Source organism: Halotalea alkalilenta, assembly GCF_001648175.1.
Classification (GTDB): Bacteria; Pseudomonadota; Gammaproteobacteria; order Pseudomonadales; family Halomonadaceae; genus Halotalea; species Halotalea alkalilenta_A.
Genome location: NZ_CP015243.1, coordinates 3,463,844 through 3,480,328, shown reverse-complemented (window position 1 = coordinate 3,480,328; position 16,485 = coordinate 3,463,844). Strand labels below are relative to the sequence as shown.

The 16,485-nt window shown below is 62.3% G+C and carries 18 protein-coding genes; 13 read left to right on the top strand and 5 right to left on the bottom strand.

What is annotated here, in order from left to right:
• Nucleotides 1–12 precede the first annotated feature (12 nt).
• The 4 genes from A5892_RS15550 to A5892_RS15535 all read left to right on the top strand — a co-directional run bounded on the left by A5892_RS15550 (nucleotide 13) and on the right by A5892_RS15535 (nucleotide 4,117).
• On the top strand, nucleotides 13–1,404 hold the full coding sequence (locus A5892_RS15550; protein ID WP_064123556.1) for an NAD-dependent succinate-semialdehyde dehydrogenase: 1,392 nt from the start codon (nucleotides 13–15) through the stop codon (nucleotides 1,402–1,404).
• Nucleotides 1,405–1,529: 125 nt separating this feature from the next.
• Nucleotides 1,530–2,309 carry an acetoin reductase gene (locus A5892_RS15545; RefSeq protein ID WP_064123555.1) on the top strand — a complete coding sequence of 260 codons (780 nt, stop codon included), beginning with the start codon at nucleotides 1,530–1,532 and terminating at the stop codon, nucleotides 2,307–2,309.
• Between the two features lie 240 nt (nucleotides 2,310–2,549).
• A complete protein-coding gene (locus tag A5892_RS15540; RefSeq protein WP_064123554.1) occupies nucleotides 2,550–3,599 on the top strand; it encodes a zinc-dependent alcohol dehydrogenase family protein in 1,050 nt (349 codons plus the stop codon).
• A gap of 44 nt (nucleotides 3,600–3,643) precedes the next feature.
• Nucleotides 3,644–4,117, top strand: coding sequence for a CBS domain-containing protein (locus A5892_RS15535; RefSeq protein WP_064123553.1), 474 nt, complete (start codon nucleotides 3,644–3,646; stop codon nucleotides 4,115–4,117).
• Between the two features lie 96 nt (nucleotides 4,118–4,213).
• Here A5892_RS15535 and A5892_RS15530 read toward each other — a convergent pair whose 3' ends face one another.
• The 3 genes from A5892_RS15530 to A5892_RS15525 all read right to left on the bottom strand — a co-directional run bounded on the left by A5892_RS15530 (nucleotide 4,214) and on the right by A5892_RS15525 (nucleotide 6,152).
• Nucleotides 4,214–5,209, bottom strand: a complete 996-nt coding sequence (locus A5892_RS15530; RefSeq protein ID WP_064123552.1) for a zinc-dependent alcohol dehydrogenase family protein — start codon at nucleotides 5,207–5,209, stop codon at nucleotides 4,214–4,216.
• A 48-nt stretch (nucleotides 5,210–5,257) separates the two neighbouring features.
• Nucleotides 5,258–5,551: a hypothetical protein gene (locus A5892_RS20320; RefSeq protein ID WP_150123568.1), complete on the bottom strand. Its 294-nt coding sequence runs from the start codon at nucleotides 5,549–5,551 to the stop codon at nucleotides 5,258–5,260.
• A 70-nt stretch (nucleotides 5,552–5,621) separates the two neighbouring features.
• The gene (locus A5892_RS15525; RefSeq protein WP_064123551.1) at nucleotides 5,622–6,152 is read right to left on the bottom strand and encodes a cupin domain-containing protein; all 531 of its coding nucleotides are present in this window, start codon (nucleotides 6,150–6,152) and stop codon (nucleotides 5,622–5,624) included.
• A gap of 300 nt (nucleotides 6,153–6,452) precedes the next feature.
• On the opposite strand from A5892_RS15525, the gene A5892_RS15520 reads away from it, so the two are divergent.
• The 7 genes from A5892_RS15520 to A5892_RS15490 are packed head-to-tail and all read left to right on the top strand — an operon-like array spanning nucleotide 6,453 to nucleotide 11,634.
• The gene (locus A5892_RS15520) at nucleotides 6,453–7,223 is read left to right on the top strand and encodes a FadR/GntR family transcriptional regulator (protein WP_082890502.1); all 771 of its coding nucleotides are present in this window, start codon (nucleotides 6,453–6,455) and stop codon (nucleotides 7,221–7,223) included.
• Between the two features lie 24 nt (nucleotides 7,224–7,247).
• Nucleotides 7,248–7,700 (top strand): ribose 5-phosphate isomerase B, encoded by a 453-nt coding sequence (gene rpiB / locus A5892_RS15515; RefSeq protein ID WP_064123550.1) that lies wholly within the window; start codon nucleotides 7,248–7,250, stop codon nucleotides 7,698–7,700.
• 27 nt (nucleotides 7,701–7,727) lie between these two features.
• Nucleotides 7,728–8,657 (top strand): NAD(P)-dependent oxidoreductase, encoded by a 930-nt coding sequence (locus A5892_RS15510; protein ID WP_064123549.1) that lies wholly within the window; start codon nucleotides 7,728–7,730, stop codon nucleotides 8,655–8,657.
• The gene (locus A5892_RS15505; protein WP_064123548.1) at nucleotides 8,654–9,331 is read left to right on the top strand and encodes an amino acid ABC transporter permease; all 678 of its coding nucleotides are present in this window, start codon (nucleotides 8,654–8,656) and stop codon (nucleotides 9,329–9,331) included. The genes A5892_RS15510 and A5892_RS15505 overlap by 4 nt, the downstream gene beginning before the upstream one ends.
• Before the next feature lie 30 nt (nucleotides 9,332–9,361).
• Entirely contained in the window at nucleotides 9,362–10,036 is a 675-nt protein-coding gene (locus A5892_RS15500) for an amino acid ABC transporter permease (protein WP_064123547.1), read from the top strand.
• A 26-nt stretch (nucleotides 10,037–10,062) separates the two neighbouring features.
• Entirely contained in the window at nucleotides 10,063–10,791 is a 729-nt protein-coding gene (locus tag A5892_RS15495; protein WP_064123546.1) for an amino acid ABC transporter ATP-binding protein, read from the top strand.
• 45 nt (nucleotides 10,792–10,836) lie between these two features.
• Nucleotides 10,837–11,634 carry a transporter substrate-binding domain-containing protein gene (locus A5892_RS15490; protein WP_064123545.1) on the top strand — a complete coding sequence of 266 codons (798 nt, stop codon included), beginning with the start codon at nucleotides 10,837–10,839 and terminating at the stop codon, nucleotides 11,632–11,634.
• A gap of 113 nt (nucleotides 11,635–11,747) precedes the next feature.
• Here the strand turns inward: A5892_RS15490 and A5892_RS15485 are convergent, their stop codons facing one another.
• Both A5892_RS15485 and A5892_RS15480 read right to left on the bottom strand, forming a co-directional pair.
• Entirely contained in the window at nucleotides 11,748–12,332 is a 585-nt protein-coding gene (locus tag A5892_RS15485; protein ID WP_064123544.1) for an OmpW/AlkL family protein, read from the bottom strand.
• 201 nt (nucleotides 12,333–12,533) lie between these two features.
• A complete protein-coding gene (locus A5892_RS15480; protein WP_064123543.1) occupies nucleotides 12,534–13,112 on the bottom strand; it encodes an OmpW/AlkL family protein in 579 nt (192 codons plus the stop codon).
• Between the two features lie 415 nt (nucleotides 13,113–13,527).
• Here A5892_RS15480 and A5892_RS15475 point away from each other — a divergent pair, with 415 nt between their 5' ends.
• A complete protein-coding gene (locus tag A5892_RS15475) occupies nucleotides 13,528–15,114 on the top strand; it encodes a cytochrome ubiquinol oxidase subunit I (protein WP_064123542.1) in 1,587 nt (528 codons plus the stop codon).
• A 60-nt stretch (nucleotides 15,115–15,174) separates the two neighbouring features.
• On the top strand, nucleotides 15,175–16,302 hold the full coding sequence (gene cydB / locus A5892_RS15470) for a cytochrome d ubiquinol oxidase subunit II (RefSeq protein WP_223302699.1): 1,128 nt from the start codon (nucleotides 15,175–15,177) through the stop codon (nucleotides 16,300–16,302).
• The last annotated feature ends 183 nt before the right edge of the window (nucleotides 16,303–16,485 follow it).

Here is a 16,485-nt window from a genome sequence, read left to right as displayed (position 1 = left end):
AGGAATGCCGATATGGCGTATGCCACTACCAATCCGTTCACTGGCGAACTGATCAAGTCCTTCCCCAATGCCACCGATGAGGAAGTCGGCCAGGCGCTCGACAGCGCTCACGCCGCCTTCACGGCATGGAAGGAGACCTCGTTCGCCGAGCGTGGCGCGATCCTCCAGCGCGCCGCCGACCTGCTGCGTGAGCAGGGCGATGAATATGCGAAGCTGCTGACCCTGGAGATGGGCAAGCTGTTCACCGAGGCCCAGGCCGAGGTCGAGCTGTCGGCCAAGATTCTCGAATACTACGTCAAGAATGCCGAAGCGCTGCTGGCTCCCGAGAAGCTGCCGGTCGACGACCCGGCCGAGGGCGAGGCCATTCTGGTCCATGACCCACTGGGGGTGATCCTCGCGATCGAGCCGTGGAACTTCCCTTACTATCAGATCGCTCGCATCCTCGCCCCGCAGCTGTCGGCCGGCAATACCGTGCTGCTCAAGCATGCCTCCAACGTGCCGCAGAGCGCGGCGGCGTTCGAACAGCTGATGCTGGACGCCGGCCTGCCGGCCGGGGCGTTCAAGAACCTCTACGCCACTCGCCAGCAGATCGAGACCATCCTCAACGATCCGCGGGTGCACGGCGTTGCGCTGACCGGCTCCGAGGCTGCCGGCGCGGTGGTTGCGTCCCAGGCCGCCAAGGCGCTGAAGAAATCGACCATGGAGCTCGGCGGTGCCGACGCCTTCGTGGTGCTGGCCGACGCCGATCTCGACAAGACCGTCAAGTGGGCGGTTTTCGGCCGCCACTGGAACGGTGGACAGGTCTGCTGCTCGTCCAAGCGACTGATCATCGCCGATGAGATCTACGACGATTTCTTCGGCCGCTATGTCGAGGGGGTGGCCAACCTTCGCGCGGGCGATCCGTTCGATCCGGCCACCAGCCTTGCGCCACTCTCCTCCCAGGGCGCCGCCGACGAGATCAAGGAGCAGATCCGCATGGCGGTCGAGCACGGCGCTACCGCCACCGAGGTCGGTCCCAAGGTTCCGACCCAGGGGGCGTTCGTGCAGCCGACCATCCTCACCGACGTCACTCCGGACAACCCGGCCTACTACACCGAGTTCTTCGGCCCGGTGTCGCTGGTCTTCCGTGCCAAGGACGAAGATGACGCGGTGCGTATCGCCAACGATTCCCCGTTCGGCCTCGGCGGCTCGGTATTCACCACCGACACCCAGCACGGTGCGGAAGTGGCGAGGAAAATCTCCACCGGCATGGTGTTCATCAACCATCCGACCATGGTCAAGGCCGACCTGCCGTTCGGTGGCATTCGCCGTTCCGGCTATGGGCGGGAGCTGATCGGTCTGGGAATCAAGGAGTTCGTCAACCACAAGCTGATCGATGTGGTCGATATCGACGCACCGTTCTGATCAGACCCTGCGGCGTTCCCTGTGAAAACGCAGGGAACGCCAAAGCGAATGGTCGGCGCACCATGACGAGGTGGTGAGTTGAAGCCATCACTTTCTCCGCTACCCAACTGACAGGAGTTCCGTACATGGCTATCGACGGCAAAGTGGCGCTGGTAACAGGCGCTGGACAGGGAATCGGGCGGGGTATCGCACTGCGGCTGGCACGAGATGGTGCCGACCTGGCGCTGGTCGACGTCAAGCAGGACAAGCTGGCCGAAGTGGCCGAGGAGATTCGCGCGCTGGGCCGGAAAGTGACCACGTTCGTCGCCGACATCGGCGATCGCGAGCAGGTGTTCGCGGCGGTCGAGCACGCCGGCCGAGAGCTCGGCGGATTGGACATCATGGTCAACAATGCCGGAATCAGCCAGGTGAAACCGCTGATCGACGCCACCCCGGAGGAGGTCGAGCGGATCTTCAAGATCAACGTCCAGGGGACCCTCTGGGGAATCCAGGCCGCTGCCGCCAAGTTCCGCGAACTGGGCCGCAAGGGCAAGATCATCAACGCCTCGTCGATCGCGGGCCATGAAGGCTACGCGCTGCTCGGCGTCTACTCGTCGACCAAGTTCGCGGTACGCGCGTTGACCCAGGCCGCGGCGAAGGAGCTGGCCAGTGAAGGCATCACCGTCAACGCATACTGCCCGGGCGTGGTCGGCACCGACATGTGGGTCGATATCGACGAGCGTATGGCCGAGCTGACTGGCGCACCGATCGGCGCCACCTACGACAAGTTCGTCAATGGTATCGCCCTGGGGCGAGCTGAAACGCCGGATGACGTGGCCGCTTTCGTCTCTTACCTTGCCGGCCCCGACGCCGACTACATGACCGGGCAGGCGCCACTGATCGACGGTGGGCTGGTCTATCGCTGAGGGTGATTGCTCTGCCCGACTCGAGGCGATCTTCCACCGCCGCAGCTTCCGTCGGGCTTCGGTAGCAGGGTAGGGGCTTCGTTCGTCCGCGAGGATACACGAGGCTCGGGCCAGGAAGCTTCCATGACCCTCCTTGGCTTTCCCTGGCCCCCTGCCATCGTTGACGTCATCTGCCCGTGCCACGGCATCGACCATTTTCGAACGAAGTCCACATCATCGAACTGATCGTGGAGGTTGAAAATGAAAGCTCTCGTTTTCAAAGGACCTGGTGAAAAGGGCTGGGAGGAGGTCCCCCGGCCAAGCGTGCAGAAGCCGACCGATGCGGTGGTCAGAATCACCAAGACCACGATCTGCGGCACTGACTTGCATATCCTCAAGGGAGACGTGCCGGCGGTGACGCCTGGGCGGATCCTGGGCCATGAGGGCGTCGGCGTGATCGAGCAGATCGGCGACGGCGTCAAGAACTTCAAAGTCGGCGATCATGTATTGATCTCCTGTATCACCTCCTGTGGCAGCTGTGCGAACTGCCGTCGCCAGCTCTACGCTCACTGCGCCGACGGCGGCTGGATCCTCGGCCACCTGATCGACGGTACGCAAGCCGAGTACGTTCGAATCCCCCACGCCGACAACAGCCTCTACCCGGTTCCTCCAGGAGCCGATGAAGAGGCGCTGGTGATGCTCAGCGACATTCTGCCGACGGGCTTCGAGATAGGGGTGCTCGCCGGGCAGGTCGCGCCGGGAGACAGCGTGGCGATCGTCGGTGCTGGCCCGGTTGGGATGGCCACCCTGCTGACCGCGCAGTTCTACAGCCCGGCCCGACTGATCATGCTCGATACCGATGCGGGGCGCTTGGAGATCGCCAAGCGGTTCGGCGCCACCGACGTCATCGACGTATCCCAGGGCAATGCGCTGGAGACGCTGCTGACGCTGAGCGGCGGCGGGGTCGACGTGGCGATCGAGGCGGTCGGTATCCCGGCTACTTTCGATCTTTGCCAGCAGGCGATCGTGCCGGGTGGGCGCATCGCCAATGTCGGTGTCCACGGCAAGAGCGTGGAGTTGCATCTGGAAACGCTATGGATCAAGAACATCACCTTGACCACCGGTCTGGTGAATACCAACACCACGGCGATGCTGCTCAAGACCGTGGCCTCGGGCAAGATCGCTCCTGCGCAGCTGGTGACCCACCGTTTCGATATGGCACAGTTCCTCGACGCTTATGAAGTGTTCTCCAACGCGGCAAAAGAGAATGCAATGAAGGTGATCGTCAGTGCAGCAGTGCCTGTGGATTGAACGGCAAGTCCCACCCAGAGCGGCGCCAGCCAAGGAGAATCGGGATGAGTAGACGAGTGGATGACGTCATGACCCGCGAGGTGATCAGCGTCAAACCGGAAAGCACGTTGAGCGAGATCGCTGGCCTGTTCACCAAGCATTCGATCAGTGCGGCGCCGGTTTGCGACTCCGCTGGTAAGGTGCTCGGGATCGTGAGCGAAAGGGACCTCCTGCGTCCCTTCGGTAAGGAGATCGAGCAGCGTCGAGATTGGTGGCTGGCGTTTCTGGTGGAGGGGTCGGATCCCGCTCCCGCGCTTGCCGAATTCATGCGGCGTGGTCATTACCAGGCTTCGCTTTTGATGACCTCTCCTGCGATTACGGTGGGCGAGGATGCCTCGCTCATCGAACTGGCGGACATCATGCTGCGCGAAGGGGTCAAGCGGCTGCCGGTAATGCGCGATGACCGCTTGGTCGGCATCGTTAGTCGTGCGGATCTGGTTCGCTCGATCAGCGAGCTGGACGAGGATGCTGATCTTTGAGTCGAGGCCGTGCGCCGTATCGCAGCCAGTGAGCGTTCGCCGCAGTCCTCTCGTAGCCGCGTCCGGGCCGAATCCCGGGCGCGGCTTTTCATCGCCTCACCCGGCCGCTGGCGGCACCAACACCGCCGCGCCCTGGAAGCGTCCGTGTCGCAGGTCGTCGAGCGCCTGGTTGGCCCGCTCCAGCGGATAGACCGTCGTCGTCGGCTTCACGCCGGCCTGCGGTGCGATCTCGAGGAACTCCACGGCATCCTGGCGGGTGAGGTTGGCGACCGAAGCGAGCTGTCGTTCCTCCCAGAGGAGGTCGTAGGGAAACTGCGGAATGTCGCTCATATGGATACCGCCGCAGATCACCCGGCCCCCCTTGCGTACCGCGCGCAGGGCGGCCGGAACCAGGGCGCCGACGGGGGCGAAGATGATCGCCGCGTCCAGCGGTTGCGGTGGTGAATCGTCCGAGCCGCCCGCCCACCTGGCGCCGAGCGCGAGGGCCTGCCGCTGGGCCGCGGTGTCGCCCGGGCGAGTGAAGGCATAGACCTCGCGCCCCTGCCACTGACATACCTGCGCGAGGATGTGCGCCGCTGCGCCAAAGCCGTAGAGCCCGATCCTGCCGCCATCCCCTGCCAGCTTGAGCGAGCGCCAGCCGATCAGCCCGGCGCACAGCAAAGGCGCCGCCGCGACGGGATCTTCGAATCCGGCCAGCGGAAAGGCGAACGCCGCATCGGCGATGACATGGGTCGCGAAGCCGCCATCGCGCATGTAGCCGGTGAATATCGGCTGGTCACAGAGATTCTCATGCTGGTCCTGGCAGTAGGGGCAGACGCCGCAGGTATGGCCGAGCCAGGGCACGCCAACCCGATCCCCCAGTTTGAGAGCGTCGATGCCCATGCCAAGCGCTTCGACCCGGCCGACGATCTCGTGTCCTGGGACGATGGGTAGCCGGGGGTGGGGCAGTTCGCCATCGACGACGTGCAGGTCCGTCCGGCAGACGGCGCAGGCTTCGACGCGCAGCAGGATCTCACCGGGGCCGGGCGTTGGCGTGATGCGCTGCTCGAGCACCAGAGGCTGGTGGATTTGGTGCAGCACCATGGCTTGCATTGGTACACCTCCTTCAGGTACTGCGCGGGTTCGGTGCCGCAGTCGAGATCACATGCCTGCCTGATCGCCCACCCCGTCGCCGAGGCCGGGTCGCTCGATCCGCTCCACATTCCCGGCAGGCTTGGCATCGCAGCCGGCGATGAAGCCGGTCGACGGGCAGAGCAGGATTCGTTCAGGTTCGATTTGAATATTTAGTCGAGGAGGGTGTTGCCGCGCAACGAACCACGCTGGCCGCCATACGCTCGCAGCGGGCCCCGTCTGGTGGCTGTGGCGGGAAGTGAATTGAATGGCGGGGAATTTATCGGCCCCGAGGCTGATTGGGCAAAAAGCCGATGCGCTCATTTGCCGCAGTCGAGGCCATCCCGGGCTCATCCCGCAGCGCTGCGCGATCGCAGCCTGCGCCGGGGAGGCCTCAGCTGCTGGGCCAGAAACGACGCAGCTCTCCCGGTCCCAGGACGGGGTCGCTGCATGGCATCGGCAGCGCGGCGATGCTGCGCCGGGCGGCGGCGAGCCTGTCCACTTCGGTGTCACGTAGGGTCTCGGGGGAGTAGCCGGTCGGATACGCGCCCACCATGCTGAAGTGGTCAGCGGCGGCAAGCGCTCGATGGCCGACTCCCGCTGGGATCAGCAGTGCATCGCCGGCACGAAGCTCGATCGTTCGACCCTGCTCGCCGCCAAGCCTCACCTCGGCGCTGCCGGAGAACACGCCCAACGCCTCGTGGGTGTTGGGGTGATAGTGGTCGAAGTCGAACATTCCCCAGCGCCACTGCGGTGGCCAGCCGTTGGCACGGAACAGCCGCTCGAAGTAGCTCGCCCGGTCGACGATGCCCGCCGGGACGATCTGCGAATAGAGCAGCAGCGGCAACCGTGGATTGTTGGGCACGCCGCCGGCCGGGGTGAAGAACTCGAAACGCTGGGGGGCCAGAGGGAGCGGCGCTTTCATCTTGGTTCCTCAAGGATTTGCATGGGTGCGACGGTGGGACCGAGCGATCTCTCCTGCATCTCATCAACATAGCCAGCCCAATGCGTGTCGATCAATGCACTTCGATCAAGCGCGCTTCGTGCAACCCATGACGCGCAGGATGCGCTCGTCGAATATTCGGGCGCCGGGCTGCTCCGGATAGCTCCATTCATTCTCCTAAAGTCGCTATGAACGATGGATTGAAAGACTAAAGATCAGGATCCATTGCCGCGCTTGAGTGCTAATGTCGTTCCAGTGGTCATACCATGGAATGATATCTGAATGAAAACCATAATATCCGTCTCGAAAGAAGAGGGATGCGCAAAAACGGGATACGAGAAGGTGGTCTCGTTTTTGCGTGAACAGCTTCTGTCGGGACGATTGAAGACTGGGGATTGCTTGCTTCCCGAGCGGGAGCTTTCCGCCCGGCTGAATGTGAGCAGGCCCGTGCTTCGTGAGGCTCTCCGGGCCCTGGCGATGATCGGGGCGGTGGAGATACGCCACGGTATCGGGACGGTGGTAAGACAGCCGGACGCCTCTACTTTGGGTGAGTTCTTCTCCTTCTTTCTCGCCCAGCATACCGATGTCGTCGACGACATCATGGAAGCGCGCATAGCGATAGAGCATCACGCCATTCGCCTCGCCTGCCATCGCGCGCGCCAGTCCGATCTCGATGAATTGGCCGCGGCCTTGGACACTATCGCCGAAACCATCCGAGACCCGTATGAAGGAGGCATGGCGGATCACCGTTTTCATCAGGCCATCGTCCGCTCGGCTCATTCACCGGTTTTGGTCAGTATCTATGAATCCATTTCGAAGTTGGCGATGAGGTCGCACCTGGAAAGGCGCGAAAAGATCATCGAAGTCGAGGGAATAGACGAGTTCCTGATCGACCATCACAGACTGATTTTTTCCGCGATCGTCGCCCAGGACGTGCAAAGGGCCGATGAGCTGCTGGGAATGCATTTCGAGATCGGTGCGGGGTTCAGGCGCAGGGCGATCATGCTCGGCGCGGCGCACGAATCAACGCAAGTCCCTCCAACCGGTAGATAGCAATGACGGGAGTGCGATAAACCAATGGATATCGTGATTGGTAGCGATCATGCGGGATATCTGCTGAAGAAAGAGCTGGCGGAGTTTTTGACGCTCGCGGGGCATGAGGTGGATGACGTAGGCAGCTTCGACAGCCAGCCGGTGGATTTTCCGGACATCGCGCAGCTGGTCTGCGGCAAGGTGGTCGAGGACGGGCGGCGCAAAGGACTGCTGGTCTGCGGCACCGGGGTGGGGGCGGTGATCGCTGCCAACAAGATCAAGGGAATTCGCGCCGCGGTTTGCCACGACTTTCATTCGGCGCACCAGTCTGTCGAGCACGATGACGTCAATGTGATGTGCCTGGGTGCCCAGATAGTCGGACCCTGGCTCGCTCGGGATCTGGTCGAAGCCTATCTATCGGCCGAGTTCGACGACAGCGAGGACTTCGTAAGGAGAGTGGAGAAAATCTCGCGGCTCGAATCGCCCAGCTCCAATTGAACTCGAGCCTGCGAGGAGGCAAGAGCAATGAATTCGATCAGTGCATCCAGGGTCGTTGCGTTCATCGGCCTCGGCATCATGGGCGAACGGATGGCGGCCAATCTGCTGGCCGCTGGATACCAGGTCCGGGTCCACGATATCCGCATCGAAGCCGCTTCCCGGCTGGTGGCCCAGGGGGCCACTGCGGCAGCCGATGTCGCCGAAGCGGCGTCAGAGGCGGACATCGTGATCACCATGCTGCCCGATACGCCGCAGGTGGAGGAGGTGGTCAGGGGCGCGCGCGGTCTCCTGGCGCACCCGCCGAAGGGACGTCTCTACGTAGACATGAGCACCATCTCGCCACAGGCGACCAGGGCGCTCGCCGCCGAGCTCGGCGCGGTTGGCATCGACATGCTGGATGCGCCGGTTTCGGGCGGTCCGTTGGGTGCCGAGCGGGCGAGCCTATCGATCATGGTCGGCGGCGCGGAAGACGCGTTCGAGCGCGCGAAGCCGTTCTTGTCCCATATGGGCAGCACTATTTTCCATCTCGGTGACACCGGTGCGGGGCAGGCGACCAAGCTCTGCAACCAGCTGGTCTGCGCGATCAACATCCAGGCGATCTGCGAGTCCATCGCGCTCGGGCGCGCATGCGGCATCGATCTCGTCAGGATGCGGGAGGTGCTCCTCGGCGGTGCGGCATCTTCCTGGATGCTGGAGAATCTCGGTGCGGGAATGCTCGAGGGCAATGTCGATGCGGGATTTCGCATCGACCTGATGCTCAAGGACCTGCGACTGGTGCTCGAGATGGCGCAGCAGCAGTGCGTACCGCTGCCGGGTACGTCGCTCGTGACCACGCAGTATCTCGACGCCAAGGCGCACGGTGGGGGCGGGGAAGGTAACCAGGCGCTGTTTCGCGTATACGATCGTATGAGCGGGCAGAGGGGCGGATTGCAAGGCGCTCCGGGAGCGGTGGGATGATACTTGATTTCACCGCCATCCTGGCCCGCTGGCAGATGCTGCTGGATGGGCTGACGCTGACTATCCAGCTTGCGCTGGTGACCACCATCACCGGCTTCATCATCGGTACCCTGTGCGCCATCGCCCGTCGCTCCCATGTCGCCATCGCCGCGAGAGCAGCGACCATCTACGTGGAGTCGATACGCAACACACCTTTCCTGGTGCAGATCTTCGTCGTCTATTTCGGTCTCTCGAGCCTGGGGTTCTCTTTCTCTCCCGTCGCGGTGGCGATCATCGCATTGACGATCAACGTCAGCGCCTATACGGCCGAGATAATGCGGGCGGGATTCGACTCCATCCATCCCGGCCAGTGGGAGGCGGGGGAATGCCTCGGCCTCTCCCGGGTGCAGAATTACTGGCACGTAGCGCTTCGCCCGGCGATTGAGCGGGTCTATTCGTCACTGACCAGCCAGTTCATCCTGCTGATGCTCGCTTCATCGATGACTTCGCAGATTTCCGCCGAAGAGCTGACTGCCGCCGCCAACTTCATCCAGTCGGAAACCTACCGACCGTTCGAAACCTACATCATCGTCGCGCTCATCTACCTGGCCATCTCATTGCTCATGCGTTTGGTGTTCTGGGTGATCGCTCTCCTCGCTTTCCCGAGGCGCAGGCGCCTGGGTACGAACCTGTGAACGAGAACGAGGGAAGACGGAGAAAACGCCATGACCACTGCGATAAATCCCGGCCACTTGCAGTTCTTGCTTACCGGTGCCTTCTGGACGCTGATCCTCTCATTGATGGCATTTCTCGGAGGCGGCGCCGGCGGATTTCTCGTCGCACTCGGGAGAACCTCTCCGTTCAGGCTGTTGCGCATCCTGGCGGCAGTCTATGTGCAGATCGTTCAGGGCACGCCGCTGCTGATCATCTTGTTTCTGATCTACTTCGGGCTTCCGTCGCTGGGCTTTTCGATCTCCCCCCTGCTGGCCGCCGGGGTTTCGCTGACCATCTACGTCAGCGCGTACCTCGGTGAAATCTGGCGTGGGTGCCTGGAGTCGGTGCCGAAGGCGCAATGGGAGGCGGCTGAATGCCTGGCGCTTTCGCGCACCCAGCGCCTGTTCAAGGTCGTCCTGCCACAGGCGATTCGCATTGCGACACCGCCAACGGTCGGTTTCTCAGTGCAGATCATCAAGAACACTTCGCTGACCTCGGTGGTGGGATTCGTCGAGCTTACTCGCGCGGGACAGCTGATCAACAACTCGATCTTCGAGCCGTTTTTGATCTACATCATCGTCGCGCTGATCTACTTCTGCCTCTGTTTTCCTGTGTCGGCACTCAGCCGGCGCCTGGAGCGAAGTGGCGCGGCGAGATTGCGTGCGCTCAAGGCCGTATCCGCTTGAGATGAGTCATTCATGGGGAGAAATTCATGTCCATCGTCATGCTCAAGGATGTGAAAAAGAGCTTCGACAAGCTGCAGGTACTCAAGGGCGTTTCCTTCTCGGTGGAGCCCGGAGAGGTCATGGCCTTGATTGGTGCGAGCGGGTCGGGAAAGAGCACGGCGCTCAGATGCATCGACCGCCTGGAGCTGATCGACAGCGGGGAGATCGTGGTATGCGGCCATCGGGTCAACGATCCCAAACTGGATCTTAGAAAACTGAGACTCGATGTCGGCATCGTGTTCCAAAGCTACAACCTGTTCCCGCATCTCACCATCGAAGAGAACATCACGCTCGCGCCCCGATCGGTGAAGAAGATCAGCCGTGACCGCGCGCGTGAGATCGCCTTGGAGTCGCTTGCCAAGGTAGGGCTTTCGGAGAAGGCGCAGAACTATCCGGAGCAGCTCTCCGGTGGTCAGCAGCAGCGGGCCGCTATTGCGCGCTCTTTAGCGATGGAGCCCAAGGTGATGCTCTTCGACGAGGTGACCTCGGCACTCGATCCGAAACTCACCGGCGAGGTGCTCAAGGTCATCGAAGCGCTCGCGGCGTCCGGGATCACCATGATCATGGTGACCCACGAGATGAACTTCGCCCGCCGGATCGCCGACCAGGTGATTTTCATGCACCAGGGTTACGTCCACGAGTCAGGTTCCACCGACATATTGACCTCCCCCCGGACGCCCGAGCTCAGAGAGTTCATCGGTGACGAGCTGCATTGAACGCGCGGGTCCAAAATCCACAGCCACAGTCGAGGTGAAAAGATCATGAACCGGCTAGGACATATCACAGCCATCGGCGCCGTGGTCGGCATCTTCATCGCACCGATCGGGACAGCGGCGGCAAACTCCTACGAGGAGATCATGGAGGCGGGCAGGATTCGTGTCTCCATCGATCTCTCCATCCCACCGTCCGGTATGCTCGATGACCGCCTGCGGCCGGTCGGCTCCGATGTGGAGACCGCCGAGCTCCTGGCCGAGGACTGGGGGCTCGAGCTGGAGATCGTCGAGACCACCGGAGCGACACGAATACCCAACCTCCAGACCAACAAGGCCGATATCGTCATTTCGACCCTCTCGGTCACCCCTCAGCGCGCCGAGGTGATCGATTTCTCCGCGCCCTACGCCGCGCTGCGCTCGGTCATAGGTGCGCCGGCCGCCGTCGACGTCAGCGACTGGGAGGACCTGCGCGGCGAGCGGGTCACCGTCACCCGAGGCACCACCCAGGACGCCGAACTGACCCGGATAGCCGGCGAACGGGGGATCAACGTGGCGCGCTACGACGATGACGCGACGATGGTGACCGCGGCGGTGAGTGGCCAAGCCCGGTTCGTTGCGACTTCAGAAACGCTGGTCAACCAGATAGGTCAGCGCAACACCAACTTGGCGTTCGAGCCGAAGTTCCTGATCACGACCTTCGATCTTGCCATTGGCCTGCGTAAGAACGAGCCAGAACTGATGGAGAAGCTCAATGAGTGGGTGGCGGAGAATCTCCGCAACGGCCGCCTCAACGAGATCTACCAGAAATACCATGGCTCTCCACTGCCCGATGAGATGCTGCAATGAAGACCTGAGAGTGCTTGGGCTGAACGAAAACGCCCCGCCTTCGGGCCGATCCGGAAGTTGGAGATTCCGGGGCGGCCCGAAGGCGGGGCGTGTGCAACCAGACGGAGACCGTCTTAGAAGCGGAAGGTCACACCGGCACCGATGGTGAGCGGGTCGATCTTGATGTCGTCCCTGATGCCATTGTCGACGTCCGGGCGCAGGCTGGTGTACTGCACGTTGCCGTTGATCGCGATCCAGTCGGTGAGGAAGTAGTCGACACCGAGCTGTGCGGTCGGATCCCAGCTGTTGCTGTCTACGCGGGCGCCACCGGGAAGGTCGCGATCGGAGAACCTGGTGTAGGTCGCACCGGCACCGATGTAGGGCTGGACCTGAGCGCCGGTTCCGCCGAGCGGATAGAACTGGGCGAGCAGGGAGAACGGACGATACTTGAGCGTTGCGTCATTGCCGCCGTAGGTGAAGTCCAGATCCTGACGCTGACCGACGGTGTTGAACTCGACCCCGAACTTGTCGGCGAACATCCAGCCCAGGGCGCCTGTGAAGCTGCGCTCGGTGTCGAAGGTGCCGCTCGAGGTCGATTCGACACGGGTTGCGTCGATGCGTGCAAAGAAGTCGCCAGCGTTGTAGGCCAGCGCCTGCTGTGCGCCGAACAGGGTGCCGCCCGCGATAAGGGCTGCAGTGAGAGCCTTTGCAGTCTTCATGTGAATGATTCCTTAGTCCCTTGAATGATGCTTTTCCGAGCGCTGACGAAACGCTTGCGCAGCATCAGCGTTTATTCGTCCCACCAATGATAGATCAATTGGTCCGCCGTGCCATCTTTTGTACCTAAAGCAACGCCGCAGTGCACCAAAATGGCACTGCGGCGTTGGCGGGGACGGTTCGAACCGTCGCTCTAATGTTGCTTAGAAGCGGAAGGTCAGACCTGCGCCGACGGTCAGCGGGTCGAAGTCCTGCTTCATACCCTGGCTGCCCTTGATGCTCATGTCGGTGTACTGAACGTTGCCGTTCACCGCCAGCCAGCTGGTCAGGAAGTAGTCGAGACCCAGCTGCGCGGTACCGTTCCAGCTGTCGCTGTCGATGCTGCCGCCGCCTGCCAGGCTGCGGTCGTCGAACTGGGTGTAGGTCACACCAGCGCCGACGTAGGGCTGGACCTGAGCACCGGTGCCGCCGAGCGGATACCACTGCGCGAGCAGGCTGTAGGGGCGGTATTTCGCGCTCTGGTCCTGGCCGTTGCGGGAGAATTCGAGATCCTGGCGCTGGCCGACGGTGTTGAACTCGACACCGAACTTGTCTGCGAACATCCAGCCCAGCGCGCCTGTGAAGCTGCGCTGATCGTCGAAATCGCCGCTCGCGGTCGAAGTGGTGCGGGTAGCGTCGAGGCGGGCGAAGAAGTCACCGGAGTTGTAAGCCAGTGCTTGCTGCGCGCCGAAGGTTGCGGTGCCGGCGATGATCGCGGCGGAAAGAATCTTGACCGATTTCATGCGTATCTCCTTGCTCTGGGCGAATCCGCCCATCCTGAACATCTGGGCCCGTCACGAATCCGTTGCACTACCATTGCTGGCATGTGGCGGACCTGAAAGTGCTCCCTGGGGTTTGAAACCTATCTTTTCAGGAGCGTGCGCACACTATAGAAAACACTGTTCGATTTGTCATGTCCCCAGCCTGTAAAAGTTCCTCGAAGAAGATGAAAAAAAACTATCGATTCGTGTCAGTCGGTCTTTTCAGCGCTCTGAAGGAAGATAAAGACCCTATTTATAGTGCGACAATCTGTCCGATAGCCTACTCGGCGCGGCGAGGAGCAGACTTATGACCACTCTCTGAGTGTGGTCTTTGTCAGGGAGAAATCGCATAGACGATAGCGGCGTCTGTGGACGCTCGAAACCGCGAGACACCCTCATGATCTCTGAATCCCTGGTAGAGCTATCCCGCTGGCAGTTCGCGCTGACAGCGATGTATCACTTCATCTTCGTGCCGCTGACATTGGGACTGGCCGTGATGCTGGCCATCATGGAGACCACCTACGTGGTCACCGGCAAGACCATCTATCGGGACATGACCAAGTTCTGGGGCAAGCTGTTCGGGATCAATTTCGCCCTCGGGGTCACCACTGGGCTGACCATGGAGTTCCAGTTCGGCACCAACTGGTCCTACTACTCCCACTATGTCGGTGACATCTTCGGTGCGCCGCTGGCGATCGAAGGCCTGGTCGCCTTCTTCCTCGAGTCGACCTTCGTCGGCATGTTCTTCTTCGGCTGGGACCGGCTCAGCAAGCGCCAGCACCTGGTGGTGACCTGGCTGGTCGCGCTCGGCTCTAACTTCTCCGCGCTCTGGATCCTGGTCGCCAACGGCTGGATGCAGCATCCGGTGGGGGCGGTGTTCAATCCCGATACGATGCGCATGGAGATGGAGAGCCTGTCTGAGCTGATCTTCAATCCGGTGGCGCAGGTCAAGTTCGTCCATACCGTGATGGCAGGCTATGTCACCGGTGCGCTGTTCGTGCTCGGTATCAGCGCCTGGTACCTGCTCAAGGGGCGGGATCTCGCTTTCGCCAAGCGCTCGTTTCGGCTCGCCGCGATCTTCGGGCTCTGCTCGACGCTCGGTGTGACCTTCCTCGGCGATGAATCGGGCTATGCGCTAGGCGAGGTGCAGAGATACAAGCTGGCGGCGATCGAGGGCGAGTGGCATACCGCGCCCGCGCCGGCATCGTTCACTGTGTTCGGCATTCCCGACCAAGAGGCGCAGGAGACCCGTTACGCGCTGCGCATACCCTATCTGCTCGGGCTGATCGCGACGCGCTCCTTCGATACCCCGGTGACCGGGCTTCGGGATCTGATCGAGGAGAACGTCCAGCGCATCGCCAGTGGCGCGGTCGGCTATTCCGCGTTGGTGCGAATCCGCGAAGGGGATGATTCCAGCGAGACCCGGGCGATCCTGGACCAGCACGTCGCGGATATCGGCTACGGCATGCTGCTGCTTCGTTACACCGAGGATCCCGCTAGCGCGACGCTCGCCCAGATCGAGCAGGCCGCACGCGACAGCATTCCCAACGCAGCTCCGCTGTTCTTCGCTTTCCGCATCATGGTCGCCGCGGGCGTGGCGATGCTCGCGGTGTTCGCCTTCGCTGTCTGGATCAGCCTCAAGCGGCGTTTCATCGAGCATCCGAAGTTCCTGCGCCTGTGCCTGTGGTCGATTCCACTGCCGTGGATCGCCGCCGAAGCCGGCTGGTTCGTCGCCGAGTTCGGCCGCCAGCCCTGGTCGATCGGCGAGATGCTGCCCACCTTCATGGCGGTTTCGTCGCTCGAGCCACGTGATCTTTGGATCTCGCTGCTGGGCTTCATCGCCGTCTACACCGGTCTTCTCATCGTCGAGATGTGGCTGATGTTCCGCTTCGCGCGGCTCGGTCCCTCGTCGCTGCATACCGGGCGCTATCACCACGAGCAGCGTACCAGCGAGCCGGTGCAGAGCCTGGCAAGCGGCGTCTGAGACACAAGACGAAAGAATGCGCCGCCCGCGCCGGCGGCCTGGGATACCGAGGAAGCGATGATGCTCGACTACGAACTGCTCAAATTGATCTGGTGGTGCTTGATCGGCGTGCTGCTGATCGGCTTCGCGATCGCCGACGGCATGGACATGGGGACCGGCATCCTGCTGCCGGTGGTGGGGCGCAGTGACGCCGAGCGGCGCTCGGCGATCAATACCATCGCGCCGCACTGGGATGGCAACCAGGTCTGGCTGATCACCGCCGGTGGGGCGATCTTCGCCGCTTGGCCGGTGGTCTATGCGATCGCGTTCTCAAGCTTCTACTTTGCGATGCTGCTGGTACTGCTGGCGCTGTTCTTCCGCCCGGTAGGTTTCGACTACCGCTCGAAGATCGAGTCGACTCGCTGGCGTGCCAGCTGGGACTGGCTGATCTGGTTCGGCAGTCTGGTACCCGCCTTGGTCTTCGGCGTCGCTTTCGGCAATCTGCTCCAGGGCGTGCCGCTCGAGGTCGATGGGCTGATGCGGGCGAGCTACGCCGGCAGCTTCTTCGGGCTGCTCAATCCGTTCGCGCTGCTCTGCGGCTTGGTCTCGGTACTGATGCTCAGCATTCATGGCGGGGTTTGGCTGATGGCGCGAGCCGATGAGCGGGTCGCCATGCGGGCGAGACGCATAGTACTCGGCGCCGGGCCGCTTCTGCTGATGCTCTATCTGCTCGCTGGCGTGTGGATGATCGCCTCGGGCATGGGCTATCGGCTCGCCGCGATCGGGGACGCTTCGGGCGCGATGCGTCTGCTCGACAAGCAGGTGGTCGGAGCCGCCTGGCTCGACGGCGTGGGAATCCACGCGTGGCTCGCGCCGATGCTGGGGATGGTGATGATTCTGGCCACCTGGTTTTTGGCCTGGGGCTCACGCTCGGGCCTGGCGCTGGTGACCAGTTCGTTGAGCGTGGCCGCGGTGATCGCCTCCGCGGGGGTGGCGATGTTCCCGTTCCTGATGCCCTCAAGTCTTCAGCCCGAGGCGAGCCTGACGCTATGGGATGCGACCTCGAGCCAGCTGACCCTGTCGGTGATGTTCTGGGTCGCGTTGGTGATGACGCCGGTCATCCTCGCCTATACCAGCTGGTGCTACGTCAAGATGTGGAGGCGGGTGCGCGTGGCCGAGATCGAACGTGACGCACACGCGCTCTATTGACTCCATGACCCGATAAAAGGGGGACAGCAACATGTGGTACTTCGTATGGATCGTCCTGGTGATGCTCTTCGCGCTCTGCGCGGTTCTCTCCGCAGTGGTCTTCGACCGCCAGGAGCCGCTCGAGGGTGAATGGAACGACTGAGCGGCACACGCCGACGCCGGCGAGGGAGGTTTTCCTTGCCG

What these genes read in the sequence shown, in the direction of transcription:
- rpiB (WP_064123550.1), top strand. Translation starts at nt 7,248, where the DNA reads ATGGATATCGTGATTGGTAGCGATCATGCGGGATATCTGCTGAAGAAA.
- A5892_RS15535 (WP_064123553.1), top strand. Translation starts at nt 3,644, where the DNA reads ATGAGTAGACGAGTGGATGACGTCATGACCCGCGAGGTGATCAGCGTC.
- A5892_RS15505 (WP_064123548.1), top strand. Translation starts at nt 8,654, where the DNA reads ATGATACTTGATTTCACCGCCATCCTGGCCCGCTGGCAGATGCTGCTG.
- A5892_RS15530 (WP_064123552.1), bottom strand. Translation starts at nt 5,209, where the DNA reads ATGCAAGCCATGGTGCTGCACCAAATCCACCAGCCTCTGGTGCTCGAG.
- A5892_RS15490 (WP_064123545.1), top strand. Translation starts at nt 10,837, where the DNA reads ATGAACCGGCTAGGACATATCACAGCCATCGGCGCCGTGGTCGGCATC.
- A5892_RS15495 (WP_064123546.1), top strand. Translation starts at nt 10,063, where the DNA reads ATGTCCATCGTCATGCTCAAGGATGTGAAAAAGAGCTTCGACAAGCTG.
- A5892_RS15525 (WP_064123551.1), bottom strand. Translation starts at nt 6,152, where the DNA reads ATGAAAGCGCCGCTCCCTCTGGCCCCCCAGCGTTTCGAGTTCTTCACC.
- A5892_RS15540 (WP_064123554.1), top strand. Translation starts at nt 2,550, where the DNA reads ATGAAAGCTCTCGTTTTCAAAGGACCTGGTGAAAAGGGCTGGGAGGAG.
- A5892_RS20320 (WP_150123568.1), bottom strand. Translation starts at nt 5,551, where the DNA reads ATGAGCGCATCGGCTTTTTGCCCAATCAGCCTCGGGGCCGATAAATTC.
- A5892_RS15510 (WP_064123549.1), top strand. Translation starts at nt 7,728, where the DNA reads ATGAATTCGATCAGTGCATCCAGGGTCGTTGCGTTCATCGGCCTCGGC.
- A5892_RS15485 (WP_064123544.1), bottom strand. Translation starts at nt 12,332, where the DNA reads ATGAAGACTGCAAAGGCTCTCACTGCAGCCCTTATCGCGGGCGGCACC.
- A5892_RS15520 (WP_082890502.1), top strand. Translation starts at nt 6,453, where the DNA reads ATGAAAACCATAATATCCGTCTCGAAAGAAGAGGGATGCGCAAAAACG.
- cydB (WP_223302699.1), top strand. Translation starts at nt 15,175, where the DNA reads ATGCTCGACTACGAACTGCTCAAATTGATCTGGTGGTGCTTGATCGGC.
- A5892_RS15480 (WP_064123543.1), bottom strand. Translation starts at nt 13,112, where the DNA reads ATGAAATCGGTCAAGATTCTTTCCGCCGCGATCATCGCCGGCACCGCA.
- A5892_RS15550 (WP_064123556.1), top strand. Translation starts at nt 13, where the DNA reads ATGGCGTATGCCACTACCAATCCGTTCACTGGCGAACTGATCAAGTCC.
- A5892_RS15475 (WP_064123542.1), top strand. Translation starts at nt 13,528, where the DNA reads ATGATCTCTGAATCCCTGGTAGAGCTATCCCGCTGGCAGTTCGCGCTG.
- A5892_RS15545 (WP_064123555.1), top strand. Translation starts at nt 1,530, where the DNA reads ATGGCTATCGACGGCAAAGTGGCGCTGGTAACAGGCGCTGGACAGGGA.
- A5892_RS15500 (WP_064123547.1), top strand. Translation starts at nt 9,362, where the DNA reads ATGACCACTGCGATAAATCCCGGCCACTTGCAGTTCTTGCTTACCGGT.